The sequence below is a fragment of the Ochrobactrum vermis genome, from assembly GCF_002975205.1.
In the GTDB taxonomy this organism is placed as follows: domain Bacteria; phylum Pseudomonadota; class Alphaproteobacteria; order Rhizobiales; family Rhizobiaceae; genus Brucella; species Brucella vermis.
In genome coordinates this window covers 180,518-196,742 of record NZ_PCOC01000003.1, presented here as the reverse complement: position 1 = coordinate 196,742, position 16,225 = coordinate 180,518, and the positions used below count along the sequence as shown (strand labels likewise).

The following is a 16,225-nucleotide window of genomic DNA, read 5'->3' as shown; positions in this document are numbered from 1 at the left end:
TTAAGTCTTGCGGATTCAATTGCCTTGAACGGCTTGAATCTCTTTGCATTTTTCAGTTGAGATCGGCAGCGCCGCTGCCAGCCAGTTCTTCCATTTTCGGCGGAGCCTTGATTGCCCGCTGACGGTTCTGTGGATTGAGCGTGATCGACATCAGCGATTGTACGGAATATTCCGGCGCGATTTCCTGATAGGAGAGAACCGGAATGTCGATCTCGTTGCGCAGCAGGAAATTGCGTATCACGCGACGGATATCCATGGATGTCAGGATGACGGCATTTGGCCATTCCGTATTATCGTCGAGATCGCGCCGCAGTTGCGACAGGATCGCGCGCGAGGTGTCCTCGGGCAAAGCCAGCATCTTGCCGATACCCGTGGTCTGAATGGCATCGCGCACCATTTCCTCGGTGCTGCGCGCCATGACATAGGCAGGCACCACGCGGTTGAACTGTGCATGACGATGGCAGATCTGGCGGGCCAGCGCGCCGCGCACCCGCTCGCTTAGAACGAGCGGATCGGCTTCACGACCGCCCCATTCCACGAGCGCTTCCAGAACGGCGCGCATATTGGCGACCGGCACGTTTTCCTCGACCAGACGGCGCAGGATATCGGAGAGCTTATTGAGCGGCACCACGCGCGTCGCTTCCTTGACGAGTTCGCCATATTCGCCTTCCATGGCCGTCAGCAATTCGCGCGTTTCCTGAATGCCGATGAAATGCGCCGCATAGCGCCGTAGTAATTGCGAAAGGGCGCGGGCGAGCACGGCTGCGGGATCGAGAAAACCAATGCCCGCCTCTTCAAGCGTGTTGGCGTGTTCTTCACTGATCCACAGGCTGCGCCGTCCACCGGGCAAGGGGGGGCCGTCCTGATAGGTGATCTGGAGCAGATCGAGATGCATCGGATCGTCATCGAGCATCAGGCTCGCCGGTGGCAGTTCATATTCGATGATGGGCACGCCTTCGAGATCGACACGAAAGCGTTCAGGCGCGAGTTCAGGCGCAATGCGCAACTCGACCGCCGGTATTTCAAGACCGAGATCATCTTTCAGCGCATCGCGCAGCCTGTCCGTTTCCAGCCGGAAGCGTTCCGGCCAGATGGCTTGCGCAAGGTTGATGCCGACATGCGCGACCACGCGATAACGCGTCGGACCGCTTGAAATCACTATGCCATTGTCAGCTTCTGCCTCTGGCCCATCGACGGCTTGAAGCGCGGCTGCGTCCGGTTGGATTTCCGGCTTGCGGTTTCTGCGGTGGATCATGAAGGCGATGCCTGCGAAAAGCCCGCCGACTGCCAGAAAGATCAGCGTCGGAAAGCCCGGCACGAACGCCGCCGCAAGAAGAATGACGGCGGCAAGCGCTAGCGCGCGGTCGCTCGATCCAAGCTGGCGAAAAATCTCCGTTCCCAGATCGCTTTCGGTCTCGGAGGCGACGCGGGTGACCACCGTGCCGGCACCGATGGAAATCAGCAGCGCCGGTATCTGCGCAATCAACCCGTCGCCAACGGTCAAAAGTGAATAGGTGTGCGAGGCATCGGTAAAGCTCATGCCGCGGCTCATCATGCCGATCAGAAGTCCGCCGACGAGATTGACGAAAACGATGATCAGCCCGGTTATGGCGTCACCTTTTACGAACTTCATGGCGCCGTCCATGGCGCCGTAAAGCTGGCTTTCGCGCTCCAGCCGCGAACGGCGTGCGCGCGCTTCCGTCTGATCGATATCGCCGTTGCGAAGATCATTGTCGATTGCCATCTGCTTGCCGGGCATGGCGTCAAGCGTAAAGCGGGCTGCCACTTCCGCAACGCGTTCCGCACCCTTGGTGATGACGATGAACTGCGCGGCGGTGATGATCAGAAAGACGACAAGGCCAACCACAACCTCGCCGCCGATCACGAAGCGACCGAACGTCGCCACGATGTTGCCTGCGTCGGCATGGAGCAGAATGAGCCTTGTCGTTGTGATCGACAGCGCCAACCTGAAAAGCGTCGCCAGCAAAATGATCGGTGGCAGCGCGGAAAAATCGCCGGGCCTTCCGATGTAGAAGGCAACGATGAGCACCAGCAGGCTGAGCGCAATATTGATGGCAATCAGCGCATCGACGAGAAGGGTCGGAAGCGGGATCACGATCATCACGACGGCGAGCATCATGAAACTCGCAACCACCACATCGGAGCGATAGGATGCGGCGCGGGCGAGCGTGTTCATCTTGCCAAGAAGGCCACTCATGCCGCCGCCTTCCGTAATTCGATATAGGTGCGGAAACAGCGACGTGCTTCGCTCTTCTCGTTGAGAATCCAGAAGGCGCGGGCGCGCAGGAGATGCGCGGATGGTTCGTCTTCAAGCTCGCTTAACCGGTCGAGTGCGCCAAGCGCCCTTTCGCCTGCGCCATTCTCGATGAGCGCGGCAATCAGCGTGCGCAGGATGCCTGCATCCTCCGGGGCAATGCGATTGGCAATGAGGAGAAAAACCAGTGCCCGGCTCTGCTGACCGCTCCGCATATAGAGATAGCCCAGCGAATGCATCAGTTCGGCCGAATCGGCATCGTCGCGCTTCATGCGGGGTCTCCCTCGGCCATCAGACGCTCTTCGAGGTCGCGCCTGCGGTCGATTTCTTCCTTCAGCATGGCCTTGGCGATGGAGGCGACATCCTCGCTGGTATCGAGCGAGGGAAGAATGGCGTCGATAACGTGATCGAGCAACGCCATAGTCCGCGGCGCGTTGAATATGCCGGGATCGGATATTTCCGGCATGGTCAGTTCGTCGATTTCGCGGCGCAGCGATGCGCCTTGTGCCGAGCTGCCGCGCCGGCGTATCCGTAACGCAGCTTCGAAGGCTTCGATCTGGGCCCGACTGACGGCATCGGCACGCCGACCGGCTTCGGCCAGCGCCCGATCAAGGCGTTGACGCTCACCGGGCCGTTCCACCGGCAATGGGCGTATCACCTCGCTCACGCGGGCCATCCTGAATTCGAATTACACATCATAACGTCAGTTTGAATTCTTCATTGCCGCGAACGACGCGGATGGCACCAGGCTCGATCGCCTTGAGCATCCAGCCATCCTGAAGTGCGGCACCCGGATAGCGGCGTTCGCCTCGCGCATCGATGACATAGGGATTCTTGCCGAACCAGACCGCCTGAAACGTAAAACTCGGCGCATTGGCGATGGCAGCGGCGGTCACCATGCTGGTGAGCACATAGCGCCCGCCATGGGTCCGGTCGAAATTGCGCTGGACCTTGCCCCAGTCAGCCATGCGCTGGGCGGGTATTTCGCCGGAGACTTCGATCCTGCGCCCTTCCGTGTTGAGCTTGAGCATGCCGAGATCGGCCTTTTCAAGCTCCTGCCGAAGCGAAGTTGTTACCCCTCCATCAGAGAGGGCAGGGGGAGCCGGTTCCGCCGGTTTAATATTGGCAGCCATTGCAAGGGTGGAAGCCTGTTCGCCATGCGCCATGGCCTGACGCGGCATGAGTTCGGAAAACCCTGCCTGCATGGCAAGCAACGGGAGGGCAACAAGCGCCAGAAGACCGGCGGCATAGGGAGCCCATTTCGGCAAAGCGCGCGCGGGACCGTTCTCACGCCCGATGCGCAGGCGGGTTTCACCGACGCCAAGTGTCACCGGAAGATTGACCCGGCAACCAAAGCCCTGATCGAGCGCGGCGCGGCCTTCGATGGTCACGGCGCCGCCCACCGCGTCGATTGCTACCAGCCGACCGTAAAAGCGCAGCCGCAGATGTTCGGGCGCAATATTCTTGTCTGCCAGAACTACGTCGCAGCCGGTTGCCGATCCGATTGCCAGTGCCGATCCGTCGATCGACGTGCGAACGCCGCTGTGAATGCCCGAAAGGACCTCAAGCGCCAGTGCACCCGGCGCGGCTGCGTTTGGTAACGCGATCATCGGCAAGCGGGGCTTGACGGAGGGTATGGTCAGCTTTGACAGGGACACGGGCCACCTCTTATCGGATCCGGTTCACGGCGAATACGGCAGCCGGAAAGTGCTGCCGTATTCGTGAAATAATCCGCCATATGGACGAGCTTTTCCGCCCATGACGATGGAATCAGTTTTGCGGACGCTGCTTGGTTGCGTCGAGTTCGGTCTTCTTCTCAGTCGTGATTTCGGTGATCTTGGCCGACTTTTCGATTGCAGCATCGAATGCGGCTTCCATCTTGCTGATTGCGGCGTCAGCGCCGCCGCCGGAGGTTGGTGTAACAGCTGCCATTGATGATCTCCATTTCAATCAAAAATTGTCCAGCGCGAATTGCGCACGTTCGCCGAACGGTTAAATGAGAATTTCCATCAACGAAGGAGAACCATTTATTGACTGCTAAAATAAATCAACGGACAAAATGTGAAACTTTTGTGTCAATGTATAAATGGCGCACGCGACAGTTTTCACTTATACACTGTCATGAAAATTTCATATTGCTGTTCTTCAAGCGCATTGGAGGATAAGTTATAAGCAAGATATGAAATACTCGTTCTTATCTTCTCATCTTGGCATTGTTTTCAGGCTGCAAGAGTTGTCGGATCGGGTGTGATGGCGTGGTTTTGTTCTTCAGCAGGGGCGGTCGGGTCTGCCCGTCGGACGCTGGCGCGAGCGGCTTCTCTTGCTGCGGCGTGCGCGTTGTTCTGTTTTGTGCAGACGGCGCAGGCTGAGCCGGGCTGGTTTGCCGATCCTTACGACTATGTCGTGCTGGATCAGGATCTGCGCGACACGTTGACGGAGTTCGGGCGCAATCTCGGTGTCCCGGTCGTGCTTTCCGATGCCGTGAAGGGCCGGATTCGCGGTCGTGTCGAATCGAAGTTTGCCGGTGAGTTTCTGCAACGTCTGGCGAGCAGCAACGGTCTGACATGGTATTTCGACGGGTCGGTTCTGCACGTCAGCGCCGATACGGAATTTGCAACGCGCGTTTTTGATGCGGGCAAGCTCAATGCCGCGGCGGTGACGGCGCGGATGCGCGAACTTGGTCTGGAAGATGCGCGATTTTCGGTGCGCAGTTCTCGTGACGGGCGTGTCATCACAGCGTCAGGTCCGCCTGCTTATGTAACGGCTGTCGATCAGCTGGTGCAACGCATGCAGCCGGAACCGGTCGTTGCCGGCGATGATCCGCGGGTTCGTGTTTTTCGCGGCGGCATCGCGCCGGAAATCGTTTTTGCCCCCGGTGCTCATTCGGATACATCGGGTGCTGATGAAGAAGTTTCCCGCTCGAACCGGGCGGCAAAACCAAAACCTTGAAAGGCAGGCTTAGCCTGCCGGTAAACCAAAGGAGATACCGATGGCCATACCTCCCGTTTCCGGTGCGGATTCTTCCGCCTTCGTGACGAATTCAAGCGAAGCAGCCTTTGAAGGCGCTGTCGAAAAGGCGCAGCAGGGTGAAATGACGCCTGAACTGGAGCAGATGATGGTCGAGGGTGCTGTGACCGTCGGCGGTCAGATGATCATCATGCCGCGCGCCAATGATATTCTCAATGAGGCCATGTCCGACGAATAATCGCAGCAAGGCTTAATTGTTTTGGAGCAAGGCTCATGACGACAGCAATTGCAACTGCGAGCGTCTCGCCGGTATCGTCCGTTCAGGATGTGGTGCCGCAGGCAACGCAGAACCTGTTCGAGCATGTGGCGGGGCAGGCGAAGGCGCTTCCTGCGGGCGCAAGCCCGGCCCAGCTCGGGGAAGAAGTCCTGCAAAATCTCAAGGGTTTCTTCGGGCGGGTCGGAAATTTTTCCGAACGCGCAAGCAGCCTCACCCAGAGAACGCCGCAGGCGACCGGCGGCGAACTGGTCAGTGTCGGCCCCAACGGTGCGGGTCCCACAGACCTGTCAAAAACGCGCAATTCGGCAACGCCGGTCGATCAGACCCAGATGGACAAGGTCATCCAGTCGCTGGGTATGATGTTCGACCAGTCGATAGAAACCCAGCTTGTGGTGCGCGGCACCACGCAGGTTTCGGGCGCCGCCAATACATTGCTGCGCGGCCAATAGGCCACGCAGATCACCGTTGATTGCTTGTTTTGAGAATGAGGGTGCCCGTATTGCGTAGATGTCTCAATATCGGCGTAATGCTGGTTGCGCTTTTTCTGGCCGGTTGTGAAGTCGATCTTTATACCGATCTCGCCGAACGCGAGGCCAATTCCATGGTAGCTGTGCTGGAGAGAAACGGCGTTCCAGCAGGGCGCGCGCTTCAGGAAGACGGCCGCATGAAGGTGACGGTGGATCGCGACCGTTTCGCAGAAGCGGTGCGGGTTCTGGAGGATGCTGGGCTTCCCAAGCAGAAATTCGCCTCCATGGGCGAGGTGTTCCAGCGCGATGGACTGGTGGCGTCGCCGGTGCAGGAGCGCGCGCAGATGCTTTATGCTCTTTCGGAAGAACTGTCGAAGACCGTTTCGGAAATCGACGGCGTGCTTTCGGCGCGCGTTCATATCGTTTTACCGGATAACGATCCGCTGCGCCGTGAGGCGGCCCCGTCGTCTGCCTCCGTCTTCATCCGTTACGAGGCGGGACTTGCGATCGATCCACTGATCCCGCAGATCAAGACGCTGGTCGCCAATGGCATTGCCGGTCTGTCCTATGACAAGGTGTCGGTGGTGCCGGTGGCAGCGCCAGCACTGCGTGCGCATGCGTCTGAACAGCCGATGACCAGTTTCCTCGGCCTGTGGATGCTGGAAAGCAGCGTATCGCGCGCGAAGTGGATTTTCGGTGGACTGGCATTTCTGGTGGTTGTTCTCGGCGGCGTGCTTGGAATGCTGGTCTGGCGTCAGCGCGGACGGCGGACCTATGAGCTGGAACCCTTGTAATGGGCGGGTTTGCAAATAGCGTTCATCCCCAACGGGTTGCGGCCTGTTTCGGGGCCGGTGGCTCGGGAATCTTCGTAAAAAAGCTGATGCAAGAGTCGCGTTTTACTGGGCGGCTGGAAGCACTTCTGCGCCAGCATTATCACCTTGAGGAAACCGACGGTGCCGGTGATCCGGTGGACCGGGCGCTTGCCGCGTTAAGCTTGAGCGAACTTGAAGCCTTGGCTTTCCGTGCTGGTATTATCTTTCGCGCCCGCGTCTTCATTCAGGAAATCCGCGGTCCCGTGCTGGCTGCTTTCGCCGCGCGTTTCGGCGACGAAGCCTTGGAGGATGCGCGCCTTCATCACGATCTCGCAGGCGAGCGGGCGCTGATCCATGATCTCGATGCTTTGGAAAAGGCCATTCGGGACGAAGGGCGGGCCTGTCTTGCTGCGTGTATCGCTACCTTGCCGGAACCGCTTTCAAAGCAGCTTTGCCTCAAATGGCCCGACGATGCTTCCATACCTTCCACGAGCGATCCCGATATTCTTGAACATGGACCAGCCATAGTGCGTCGCCTCGGTGAAAAGATAGGGCAGGCATCATGACGGTCGATGTCGTGCCAAACCGCCCGCTTGCCCGTATCATCCGGGCGGAAGATGCGCAGAGCTGGATTGACGGCTATGCTTTTCTCGAACGCGCCAAGGCGGAAGCCGCAGCAATCCGCGCCACGGCCCATGAGGAAATAGAGAAGGCGCGTGAAGCCGGGCGCATCGAAGGCCGCAAGGACGGAGAAGCGCAGGCGGCTGAACTGCTGATGCGCACGCAGGCTGATGTCGGGCGCTATCTTGGTGAAGCGGAACCACGCCTCATAGCGCTAGCCATGGAGATTGTGCAGCAGGTACTGGGCACGTTCAGCAATGGTGAACTGGTCGCCCACGCCGCACGTCAGGCGATCCAGACTTTTAGCGATGAAAACAGCATCACCATCAATGTCGCGCCGGAAATCGTTGACGAGGTTAAAGAGCATTTTGCGACACTGGACCTCAAGAACATGGCGATCCGCGTGGTTGCCGACCGACATCTTTCCGCGACTCAGTGCACGGTGACGACGCCGTCGGCAAGTATTGATGTCGGGATCGAAACGCAGCTTGCAGCCATTCGCGCCATGATGCTGGTTTCAAGCCGGGGTGGCGCATGATGAGCGCGACGTATCCCGATATCGACGGCCTGTTTTCGCGCCTGTCGCGCGCGGCGTCTGAGGCCGAACCGCGGCCCGTACGCGGGCGCGTGCGCGAAATTCGGGGCGTCATTGTCCATGCCAGTCTGCCGACGGCGCTCATCGGCGAATTATGCAATCTGCGCGATCCGGTGACCGGGCGTCTGGTGCCTGCCGAAGTGATCGGCTTTCAGGATGAGCGCGCCGTGCTCTCACCTATTGGCGATCTTGAGGGCATGTCACCGCGCGCCGAAGTCATCCCCACGGGGCAGGCCTTGCGGGTTCCGGTCAGCGAAACCCTGCTTGGTCGCGTGATCGATCCGCTGGGCCGCGCGCTGGATCTGGGAACGCCGGTTAAAACATTAGAGACCTATCCGGTTCATGCCGAGCCGCCGCATCCGCTTGAACGTGACATCATCGAATATCCGCTGCGCCTCGGCGTGCGCGCTATTGACGGGTTGATGACGGTGGCACGCGGCCAGCGCGTCGGCATTTTTGGCGAACCGGGCGTCGGCAAGTCGTCGCTGCTTGCCTCCATCGTGGCGGGTACGGAAGCCGACGTCATCGTAATCGGGCTGATCGGCGAACGTGGACGCGAGGTGCGCGAGTTCGTCGAGATGCAGTTGAGTGCCGAGGCACGCCGCAAATCCGTGACCGTGGTCGCGACCTCGGACCGTCCGGCAATCGAGCGCGTCAAGGCGGCACATGTCGCAACGGCAATCGCCGAATATTTCCGCGATGCCGGCCATAATGTGCTGCTTTTGATGGATTCGATGACCCGCTTTGCGCGCGCGCAACGCGAGATCGGTCTTGCGGCGGGCGAACCGCCGACACGGCGCGGTTTTCCGCCGTCGTTTTTTGCAGCACTCCCGCGTCTTCTGGAGAGGGCAGGACCGGGAAAGGGTGGCTCGATCACCGCCCTTTACACGGTTTTGACCGAAGGCGATGGCGCACTTGATCCTGTCGCAGAAGAAGCGAAATCGATCCTCGACGGGCATATCGTGCTCTCGGCCGATCTTGCGGAGCGCAATCATTTCCCGGCCATTGATGTCCTCAAAAGCCGCAGCCGCCTGATGAACACGGTGGTTTCATCCGATCATCGCAAAATGGCGGGTACGATCCGCGAAGACATGGCAGCCTATCGCGATATCGAGCTGCTGCTGCGCGTGGGCGAATACAGGCCCGGCAGCGATGCCCGCGCCGACAGGGCGGTGGCGCGTCGTGATGCGATCGAAGCGTTTTTGCGTCAACCTGCTGATGAAATATCCGATTTGCATACAATGCTGCGACGCATGAAGGAAATCGTTGCATGAAGCAGGCCGATGACATTGCCCGGCTTGTTGCTCTGCGTACATTGCGCGAGGAGCGCGCACGGGCTGCAATCGCTCTTCAAAGCGCGCGCCTGAAGCAAAAGCAGCGTGAACTCAGTGCCGCCGATGCAGCCATTGTGGCTCATGATGCCGAAATGGACGACCGTGAGCGGAAATTTCTCGATGCGATGAATATCACCCCCGTTTCCGAACGCGAACTGGGACGTGCGCGCGACAGGCTTTTCCTGTCCGATCAGCGCCGGGAGGTTTTGGAGGAAGAGCGCAACCTCATCGCAAAATCAGTCGATGAAAGCGAAGTGACCTTGAATGAATTGCATGCCGAATGGCGTCGGCGACTTTTTGCGCGCGACAAGCTTGCCGATATGCACAAGCAACTCGCCGCGGCTGGACGGATCGGTATTGAGGCACGGTCCGAACTGGAAATCGAGGACCTGACCGTGGTTCGGACGGAGGCACCATGCTGAGCGAACCGAAAGGCAATGCGGCAGGTTTTTTGCGCCTTCTTGCACCGGACAGGGCATCGCCGCCATCGGACTTGCTGGAAAGACTGTTGCAGAAGCGGGCACCGATTACGCTGACGCTTGGCGAGCGGCCTGTTGCCTTCATCCTTGAAGAAGCGCCTGCAAAAAGCGATATGCTTTCCTTCTCCGTTCAGATCGGGGATGCAATCTGCGAGCTTCATATCTCGGACGAATTTGCTTTATGGCTGCAACAGCCATTGCATCTTTCCGGCAGACTTGCCGATGAAGAACCATTGCAACGCGCGCTTCTGCTGGAGCTTGCCTGCCTTGATCTTTGTGAGAAGGTCGAGACCCAACTTGGTGAAGCCGTTCGGTTTGGTGAGGGCAAAGCCGGTCAGTTGCCCTTTGCCATCGGTGTTCGCATCCTTGCGGGAGACGAAAGCTTTCTCTGTCGCCTTGCCATACCCAAAGAGCTCGCGGAGATGCTGGCCGAGGCGCTCGATCGCCTTCAGGCACCCGAACCACCTGATCTGTCGGGACATCGCATCGAGGTTGTGGTCATGGCGGGCAGTCAGGAGTTGTTTCTGAACGAAATCGACAGCCTGCGGCCGGGCGATATCGTCATGCTGGAAGGCAATCAGCCAGCAATCGTGATCGATGACAAGCTGGGCGCTACCATAGAGCTCAACAGGAGTGGTGCCGCGCTTATTGCACCACTCGCTCCCTTCCCGGAACGTGCGCCGCTTGAGTCCGCGAAGGGCAGAGGCAGGAAAAAGCAAGCGACACCAATTTGTCTCACGTTTGAGTTCGGTCGTCTCGCAATGGCTTTGGCCGATGTTGAAGCGCTTGCGCCGGGCAGCCGGCTGCCATGCTCGGTGATCGATATTGATTGCGTCGATATCATCCGTGACGGCAAGCGGGTCGGTCGGGGTGAAATTATCAAGATCGGCGAGGGCACCGGCATTCGCATCACCCATCTTCCCAATGCCGCAAGCGCTACGCACGAACAGGTATCATGAACGAATTTCAGCCCAACCTCATCGCCATTATCATTGTCGTTTCGACCATCGGTCTTTTGCCTCTGGCCATCGTCACGATGACGGGCTTCCTTAAAATCTCGGTGGTGCTGTTCCTGATCCGCAATGCGCTCGGCATCCAGCAATCCCCGCCCAATCTGGTGCTTTACGGCATTGCGCTGATACTGACCGTGTATGTCACCACGCCGCTCGTCGGCAATATGTATCGGGCACTGGAAAACCGGCCCATCGATATTGAAAGCGTCGAAGGTCTGCGTTCGGCAGGTGAGGCGCTGAGCGTGCCCTTGCGCGATTATCTGGAGCGCTTTGCCAATGAGCGCGAACGCGCCTTCTTCATCGAGGCCACCGAAAGCGTCTGGTCGCCCGAGGCGCGCGCCAATCTTAACGAAAAAGACCTCGTCGTTCTGATTCCAGCCTTTGTTTCTTCTGAATTGACGCGGGCTTTTGAAATCGGCTTTCTCCTTTATATCCCGTTTCTGGTCATCGATCTGATCGTGGCCAATGTGCTGATGGCCATGGGCATGATGATGGTGTCGCCGACACTGATCTCCATTCCCTTGAAGATTTTTTTGTTCGTTGCCGTTGAAGGCTGGTCGCGGCTGATGCACGGGCTGATCCTGAGCTATGGTGGCGGATAGCGATGAGGCAGGAGGTCTTTCTCAACCAGATGAATCAGGCGCTGGTGACGGTACTTCTTGTCTCTGCGCCCGCACTTGGTATCGCGATCATCATCGGTGTCAGTGTCGGTCTTATACAGGCGCTGACGCAGATTCAGGACCAGACGCTGCCGCAGGCGGTCAAGCTCGTCGCCGTGATGCTGGTACTCATCTTCGCAGGCCCGCTTCTTGCAGCGCAGGTCGGTACGCTTGCCAGCCATTCGCTCGACACCTTCCCGTCGCTGACGCGATAGGTGTGTGATGAATCTCGCGGCGATCACAGCGGCAATTACCGAATTCGCCTATCCGTTGCTGGCCGCATCCGCCGTTGCGGTTGCGCGCGCGCTCGGCATGATCATGCTGACGCCCGCCTTCATGCGACTTGGCCTCACCGGCATGATACGAGCCGCCGTCGCCTTTGCGATTTCCCTGCCGATGATCCCGCAGGTCTTCACCATGCTGTCCATGACCGGCCAGCCGACGAGTTTTGACCTCACCGGCCTCATCATAAAGGAAATGGTGGTCGGAGCACTCATCGGCCTTGCCTTCGGCATTCCCTTCTGGGCGGCGGAAGTCGCGGGCGATCTCATCGATCTGCAACGTGGTTCCACCATGTCGCAATTGCTCGATCCGCTGGCCGCAGGCGAGTCTTCGGTCACGGCCACGCTTCTCACCGTCTGTCTGATCGCGCTGTTCTTCATGTCGGGCGGGTTCATGTTTCTGCTCGACGGCTTTTATCGCAGCTATGAATTATGGCCGGCGGCAAGTTTCACACCCGTTCTTGATCCGGGCGCCTTTGTCTCGATCCTGCACGTGCTGGATCGTATCATGCAGATCGGCGTTATCCTGATTGCGCCGCTGGTCATTGCCATCCTGATTGCCGATATCATGCTGGCCTTTCTGTCACGCATGGCACCGCAGCTGCATGTTTTCGATCTTTCATTGGCGGTTAAAAATCTTCTCTTTTCATTGCTGATCGTACTCTACCTCGTTTTCCTGATGCCGTTGCTCTTTGGCCAGATCGCTGATCTCGGCGGCACGTTTGAAACCTTGCGCGCTTTCGTGACAAAGGGAGGCCATGCGCCATGAGTGATTTCGTTCCGCGCATATTCGATGGGTTGACAGCGCTAACCCGCGAACTCCTCGATAATGCCACGCAGCAGAACTGGCTGCAGATCGAAAATCCCGATAATGGGCGCGAGCCGCCGGAGGCACGTCCGAGAACAGACCGGCCCTCGCCCCACAATACGCAACCGCAAACGGGTGGCGCTTCGAAACGGCCGTCCGCCTCGCCCTCCGGGTCGCATAATGACAAGGCATCCGTGCTGACGGATAGAGGTGGGGCAGGTGCCTTGCGCCAGACAGGCAATGTTGCGGTCTCGGTTCAACCCTATCCCGTATCTGCGTCGCCGGTTGCCGATGCGCTCAGGGAAACCCGGAAATCGGAGCAGCCTCGTAACGCTCAGTCTCCGTTAAATGCGCCCGCAAATCGCCCGACGCAACCCATGGAAGGATACGGCAAAACGGCTCCGGTGGCAGCGAAGACCATCGCTTTGGCACCCTCCAATGCACGAGAGCCATTGGCGAAGACGCAAGTGCCGCCTGCACAGAATGCCGCTATCGATGCGGCCCAGCCGTCCGGGGCGAGACTTGCCGGAAGCGATCCGACGATAACGCGGATCGAGCGTATTATGGTCTCGGCGGGGTCGCAGATGGCGTCGCAGGAATTGCATGCCGCCGTCCGTCCGCTTTCTGCCAGCGAGGTGTCTGCGTTTCTCGACCGGTCCAGCGCACTGATTGCCACGGTTTTCGAAAAGGCCTGCGCCGATCCGTCAATGGCCAAGACGGAGGACAAGCAGCGCGCCGTGCGCACCGCACTTGCGCTTGCGCATCTTGCCGCTGCCATCGACAAGGACCCGCGTAGTCCTTCAACAATGCGTCTCATGCAGGACATCAGTGCGGTCGTTCTCAACTCTGCGACGGCAAACGACAATACGGTCTTTACCGGGCTCGCGCAGGCAATCGGCGTTGGAGCGGGTATCAAACTGGCATTGATGGTCGCCGCAGCACTGGCGCATGAGGAAGAAGACCGGCGTTCCCGCGCACCGTCGTTACGCACTCTGATGGTCGCCGGATTCGTGAGGCTTGGAGAACGCATCGATGGCGCGCATCGCTCCTTATTGCAATCTCTCGGGCCTTTGCTGATGGATTGGGCGACGTGGCGAACCGGACCGGCGGACGCAGCGCTGCTTGGGCTTGCCGATTTTGTCGGATCGCAGCCTGTTCTGCTTGAAAACCTCGCACCACGGCTTGACCGGATCGAGCAAGTTGGTGTGGAGGCGTTCAGGGCGCTGCGCGATCTGACGTCTCCGTCGCTCGATAACGAACTGCGTCGTGTGCAGCATCGGTTTATTGCCAGTGACAGCGTTTTAGGCTCCATCGCCGGTAGCCGTGCAGCATTGCGCGAGATCAATCAAATGGCCGCACAGCGTACGCCGGTTGAAAACGGCCTCGTAGAGCTTGAAGCAATAAAGCTTGTCCTCACAGAAATCGGTTTCGATGCGCCGCGTGCGGCCTTTCTCGCTGAACGCAGTCGAATCGATCAGGGGGGAATGCTTGGCCATAACTGGACATTACTTGAAAGCTTTGCCCACATGGAGGCACAGGGGCGGGTGTTTCAACAGCTCCTGGCTTTTCTAAACGGACAATATATCGTTGAACAAATACCAACTATCATTGGATTTGAAGATTTGAATAAGGAAACCAAATTATCGGAAGTTTAATTGCCGCTTAAAATGGTAAGTATATATTTATTTCAAATTTTGAATTAAATATATACATTGTTTTATATCAATAAAATTAGTTTTAATCGTATATATTTAATAATATGAAATATTAATAAGTAGAAGTGCCAAATTTGTGGCAAGGTTGTATTAATATTTTCATTGAAACGTCACTTAAGTTTTTAAGAATGTATTTATATATTGCATGTGCCGGAGACTTCTTGAGGCTCTGCGGTTTAGAGCGCGCTTGCGCGATATTTTAACCTTTGCTCAACAATGGAGACACAACGATGTCGAGCGTTACTCCTGCATCCGGTGGCGGTGCTGATGCCGCGATCTCGAAGATGGAAGCTGCTTTCGATGCTGCTATCGAAAAGTCGGCCAAGATCACCGAGATCACGACTGAAAAGAAGACCGAACTCGACGCTACCAAGCAGCGTCCGCAGAACTAATTGAGTTGGCTCGGACGCTTTGTCGTCCGAGCCGCTTCCTTGCGCTCATTGGAGCCCTTTTGCTCGATATCGGTGATTTTGTGATCTTGGATTGCCGATGCGCATCGCAGGCATTCGTATCCTTATGAAGGAGTGCGCAATGAAAGTGGGATCGCAGCTTTCAGGCTGGGAAGGATTTTACGCAGACCGGGCGGAGCGGCGCGATGCCGCCACCGATCCGGCTTTGCGCGAGCATTTTGAAAATGAGCTTCAGCAGGCCCGCATAACCTTGCAGGCAATGGGTATTGAGGTGCCGCAGGATAGTGCAGCGGGAAAAACCGGAACACCCGGCGATACAAAGGCTCATACTGAGACGGAACCCGGTCTGGAGCCGGACAATAATGTGAAATTTGTCGATAAAGACGGCGCGCCGGTATCCCGTGCGCCCGACAAGACAACTCAGTCGGGATCGCTCAGCGCCGGGCTGAATGAAAGTCTTCAGCCCTATCGCCAGGATATTCTGGACGCTTCGCAAGCAACGGGTGTACCCGCCAATCTGCTGGCCGCCGTGATCTGGGATGAATCCAAGGGCGTGGCTTCGGCTGGAACCATCAATGGCGAGAACGGGCAGACCGATACCGGTCTTATGCAGATCAATCCTGAAACCTTCGCTGCCTTGAAGGCCCAGCATCCTGATCTGGTGACGGGTGACGCTTCCGACCCGAAGAACAACATCATGGCCGGTGCGCTCTATCTGAAAGAGCAATACGACCAGTTCGGCGACTGGGATCTGGCGCTGCGCGCCTATAATTCGGGGCCGCTCTCGGTCGATCCATCCGATCACACCATATCGACGACCGGCTTCGGCACCAAGAACTACGTTGAGAAAGTCAATTTCTATGAGGACCTTCTCAATCAGGGGAGTTCCATGCCCGACGGTTACCCGGGCGGCAATGAACTTTACTGAGCTTTCGCAAGGGGTTCAGACGCATTTAAAGCATCATTTCAGTCAACGGAAATGGAAGGAAGGGGTCCAATGTCCATCACCTTGTCGCCTACAAATCTCAGCCTGGTTAACCAGAATACATCAGCGCTGACCTTCGACGAGAAGCTCAATATTTCAAAATCGAGCCAGATCATGGTCGATTACATGAAGGAAAAGGGCAAATCCGCCATCAATGCGGATGAGCTTGCAGCACTTGCCAGCAATTCTTCCGGTGATGTGCCTGCGGAGGTTTCCGCGGCTGCCGCCTATATGCAGCGTCATCCCGATGTGTTTACGGCAATCGAAACCCATGATGTGGCCGGTGCGGATGGCTTGTCGGGTTCATGGAATTTCGAATGGGCGGCGCAAGGGGGACTTTCCGGCACCGCCATCGAAGCCATTGCCAACATGGAGGACAGCTTCAACCGCGCAATCGAGAAGTCGGCCAAGATCACCGAGCTGACCACCGAGAGCAAGACCGAGCTCGACGCCACCAAGCAGCGCGCCCAGAACTGATTTTTCTGAATGGCTTCCGCCGGTGATGGCGGGAGCCCTTCGCCCGGTTG

21 protein-coding genes are annotated in these 16,225 nt (G+C 57.9%); 16 read left to right on the top strand and 5 right to left on the bottom strand.

The features are described 5' to 3' along the window. Positions 1 to 52 precede the first annotated feature (52 nt). The 5 genes from sctV to CQZ93_RS26770 form a co-directional block, all read right to left on the bottom strand. Complete coding sequence (gene sctV / locus CQZ93_RS25900; protein ID WP_105545457.1) at positions 53 to 2,218, bottom strand: type III secretion system export apparatus subunit SctV; 2,166 nt, start codon at positions 2,216 to 2,218, stop codon at positions 53 to 55. Continuing rightward, on the bottom strand, positions 2,215 to 2,547 hold the full coding sequence (sctY, locus tag CQZ93_RS25895; protein WP_105545456.1) for a type III secretion apparatus assembly chaperone SctY: 333 nt from the start codon (positions 2,545 to 2,547) through the stop codon (positions 2,215 to 2,217). The genes sctV and sctY overlap by 4 nt, the downstream gene beginning before the upstream one ends. After that, a complete protein-coding gene (locus CQZ93_RS25890) occupies positions 2,544 to 2,942 on the bottom strand; it encodes a hypothetical protein (protein ID WP_146114503.1) in 399 nt (132 codons plus the stop codon). Before CQZ93_RS25890 ends, sctY begins: the two co-directional genes overlap by 4 nt. A 28-nt stretch (positions 2,943 to 2,970) precedes the next feature. Next, complete coding sequence (locus CQZ93_RS25885; RefSeq protein ID WP_146114502.1) at positions 2,971 to 3,933, bottom strand: SctD/MshK family protein; 963 nt, start codon at positions 3,931 to 3,933, stop codon at positions 2,971 to 2,973. Positions 3,934 to 4,045: 112 nt separating this feature from the next. Continuing rightward, positions 4,046 to 4,207 (bottom strand): hypothetical protein, encoded by a 162-nt coding sequence (locus CQZ93_RS26770; protein ID WP_162995411.1) that lies wholly within the window; start codon positions 4,205 to 4,207, stop codon positions 4,046 to 4,048. 405 nt (positions 4,208 to 4,612) lie between these two features. Between CQZ93_RS26770 and CQZ93_RS25880 the strand changes: the two genes are divergently transcribed. The 16 genes from CQZ93_RS25880 to CQZ93_RS25810 all read left to right on the top strand — a co-directional run bounded on the left by CQZ93_RS25880 (position 4,613) and on the right by CQZ93_RS25810 (position 16,175). Continuing rightward, the gene (locus tag CQZ93_RS25880; RefSeq protein ID WP_105545453.1) at positions 4,613 to 5,224 is read left to right on the top strand and encodes a type III secretion protein; all 612 of its coding nucleotides are present in this window, start codon (positions 4,613 to 4,615) and stop codon (positions 5,222 to 5,224) included. A 40-nt stretch (positions 5,225 to 5,264) separates the two neighbouring features. Continuing rightward, positions 5,265 to 5,480, top strand: coding sequence for a hypothetical protein (locus tag CQZ93_RS25875; RefSeq protein WP_105545452.1), 216 nt, complete (start codon positions 5,265 to 5,267; stop codon positions 5,478 to 5,480). A 35-nt stretch (positions 5,481 to 5,515) separates the two neighbouring features. Then, the gene (locus tag CQZ93_RS25870; RefSeq protein ID WP_210201142.1) at positions 5,516 to 5,968 is read left to right on the top strand and encodes a hypothetical protein; all 453 of its coding nucleotides are present in this window, start codon (positions 5,516 to 5,518) and stop codon (positions 5,966 to 5,968) included. Between the two features lie 41 nt (positions 5,969 to 6,009). Then, positions 6,010 to 6,780: a type III secretion system inner membrane ring lipoprotein SctJ gene (sctJ, locus tag CQZ93_RS25865; RefSeq protein ID WP_181153541.1), complete on the top strand. Its 771-nt coding sequence runs from the start codon at positions 6,010 to 6,012 to the stop codon at positions 6,778 to 6,780. Then, the gene (locus tag CQZ93_RS25860) at positions 6,780 to 7,364 is read left to right on the top strand and encodes a hypothetical protein (RefSeq protein ID WP_105545450.1); all 585 of its coding nucleotides are present in this window, start codon (positions 6,780 to 6,782) and stop codon (positions 7,362 to 7,364) included. Before sctJ ends, CQZ93_RS25860 begins: the two co-directional genes overlap by 1 nt. After that, entirely contained in the window at positions 7,361 to 7,957 is a 597-nt protein-coding gene (gene sctL, locus CQZ93_RS25855; protein WP_105545449.1) for a type III secretion system stator protein SctL, read from the top strand. Before CQZ93_RS25860 ends, sctL begins: the two co-directional genes overlap by 4 nt. Further along, positions 7,954 to 9,288, top strand: a complete 1,335-nt coding sequence (sctN, locus tag CQZ93_RS25850) for a type III secretion system ATPase SctN (protein ID WP_105545448.1) — start codon at positions 7,954 to 7,956, stop codon at positions 9,286 to 9,288. The genes sctL and sctN overlap by 4 nt, the downstream gene beginning before the upstream one ends. Beyond that, positions 9,285 to 9,770 carry a hypothetical protein gene (locus tag CQZ93_RS25845; RefSeq protein ID WP_105545447.1) on the top strand — a complete coding sequence of 162 codons (486 nt, stop codon included), beginning with the start codon at positions 9,285 to 9,287 and terminating at the stop codon, positions 9,768 to 9,770. Before sctN ends, CQZ93_RS25845 begins: the two co-directional genes overlap by 4 nt. Then, positions 9,764 to 10,786 carry a FliM/FliN family flagellar motor switch protein gene (locus CQZ93_RS25840; protein WP_105545446.1) on the top strand — a complete coding sequence of 341 codons (1,023 nt, stop codon included), beginning with the start codon at positions 9,764 to 9,766 and terminating at the stop codon, positions 10,784 to 10,786. Before CQZ93_RS25845 ends, CQZ93_RS25840 begins: the two co-directional genes overlap by 7 nt. Then, a complete protein-coding gene (gene sctR / locus CQZ93_RS25835) occupies positions 10,783 to 11,442 on the top strand; it encodes a type III secretion system export apparatus subunit SctR (RefSeq protein WP_105545445.1) in 660 nt (219 codons plus the stop codon). The genes CQZ93_RS25840 and sctR overlap by 4 nt, the downstream gene beginning before the upstream one ends. 2 nt (positions 11,443 to 11,444) lie before the next feature. Then, on the top strand, positions 11,445 to 11,714 hold the full coding sequence (locus CQZ93_RS25830; protein ID WP_105545444.1) for an EscS/YscS/HrcS family type III secretion system export apparatus protein: 270 nt from the start codon (positions 11,445 to 11,447) through the stop codon (positions 11,712 to 11,714). A gap of 7 nt (positions 11,715 to 11,721) precedes the next feature. Beyond that, positions 11,722 to 12,549: a type III secretion system export apparatus subunit SctT gene (sctT, locus tag CQZ93_RS25825; protein WP_105545443.1), complete on the top strand. Its 828-nt coding sequence runs from the start codon at positions 11,722 to 11,724 to the stop codon at positions 12,547 to 12,549. Next, positions 12,546 to 14,243: a ribosomal eL19 family protein gene (locus CQZ93_RS25820; RefSeq protein WP_105545442.1), complete on the top strand. Its 1,698-nt coding sequence runs from the start codon at positions 12,546 to 12,548 to the stop codon at positions 14,241 to 14,243. Before sctT ends, CQZ93_RS25820 begins: the two co-directional genes overlap by 4 nt. 290 nt (positions 14,244 to 14,533) lie before the next feature. Then, positions 14,534 to 14,695, top strand: a complete 162-nt coding sequence (locus tag CQZ93_RS26765; protein ID WP_167873995.1) for a hypothetical protein — start codon at positions 14,534 to 14,536, stop codon at positions 14,693 to 14,695. Between the two features lie 139 nt (positions 14,696 to 14,834). Next, on the top strand, positions 14,835 to 15,641 hold the full coding sequence (locus CQZ93_RS25815) for a transglycosylase SLT domain-containing protein (protein WP_181153539.1): 807 nt from the start codon (positions 14,835 to 14,837) through the stop codon (positions 15,639 to 15,641). Between the two features lie 69 nt (positions 15,642 to 15,710). After that, positions 15,711 to 16,175, top strand: coding sequence for a hypothetical protein (locus tag CQZ93_RS25810; protein WP_210201147.1), 465 nt, complete (start codon positions 15,711 to 15,713; stop codon positions 16,173 to 16,175). The last annotated feature ends 50 nt before the right edge of the window (positions 16,176 to 16,225 follow it).

Coding starts and splice junctions, on each gene's coding strand:
- sctV (WP_105545457.1), bottom strand. CDS start 2,218: ATGAGTGGCCTTCTTGGCAAGATGAACACGCTCGCCCGCGCCGCATCC.
- sctY (WP_105545456.1), bottom strand. CDS start 2,547: ATGAAGCGCGACGATGCCGATTCGGCCGAACTGATGCATTCGCTGGGC.
- CQZ93_RS26770 (WP_162995411.1), bottom strand. CDS start 4,207: ATGGCAGCTGTTACACCAACCTCCGGCGGCGGCGCTGACGCCGCAATC.
- CQZ93_RS25875 (WP_105545452.1), top strand. CDS start 5,265: ATGGCCATACCTCCCGTTTCCGGTGCGGATTCTTCCGCCTTCGTGACG.
- CQZ93_RS25870 (WP_210201142.1), top strand. CDS start 5,516: ATGACGACAGCAATTGCAACTGCGAGCGTCTCGCCGGTATCGTCCGTT.
- CQZ93_RS25860 (WP_105545450.1), top strand. CDS start 6,780: ATGGGCGGGTTTGCAAATAGCGTTCATCCCCAACGGGTTGCGGCCTGT.
- sctL (WP_105545449.1), top strand. CDS start 7,361: ATGACGGTCGATGTCGTGCCAAACCGCCCGCTTGCCCGTATCATCCGG.
- sctN (WP_105545448.1), top strand. CDS start 7,954: ATGATGAGCGCGACGTATCCCGATATCGACGGCCTGTTTTCGCGCCTG.
- CQZ93_RS25845 (WP_105545447.1), top strand. CDS start 9,285: ATGAAGCAGGCCGATGACATTGCCCGGCTTGTTGCTCTGCGTACATTG.
- CQZ93_RS25840 (WP_105545446.1), top strand. CDS start 9,764: ATGCTGAGCGAACCGAAAGGCAATGCGGCAGGTTTTTTGCGCCTTCTT.
- sctR (WP_105545445.1), top strand. CDS start 10,783: ATGAACGAATTTCAGCCCAACCTCATCGCCATTATCATTGTCGTTTCG.
- CQZ93_RS25830 (WP_105545444.1), top strand. CDS start 11,445: ATGAGGCAGGAGGTCTTTCTCAACCAGATGAATCAGGCGCTGGTGACG.
- sctT (WP_105545443.1), top strand. CDS start 11,722: ATGAATCTCGCGGCGATCACAGCGGCAATTACCGAATTCGCCTATCCG.
- CQZ93_RS25820 (WP_105545442.1), top strand. CDS start 12,546: ATGAGTGATTTCGTTCCGCGCATATTCGATGGGTTGACAGCGCTAACC.
- CQZ93_RS26765 (WP_167873995.1), top strand. CDS start 14,534: ATGTCGAGCGTTACTCCTGCATCCGGTGGCGGTGCTGATGCCGCGATC.
- CQZ93_RS25815 (WP_181153539.1), top strand. CDS start 14,835: ATGAAAGTGGGATCGCAGCTTTCAGGCTGGGAAGGATTTTACGCAGAC.
- CQZ93_RS25810 (WP_210201147.1), top strand. CDS start 15,711: ATGTCCATCACCTTGTCGCCTACAAATCTCAGCCTGGTTAACCAGAAT.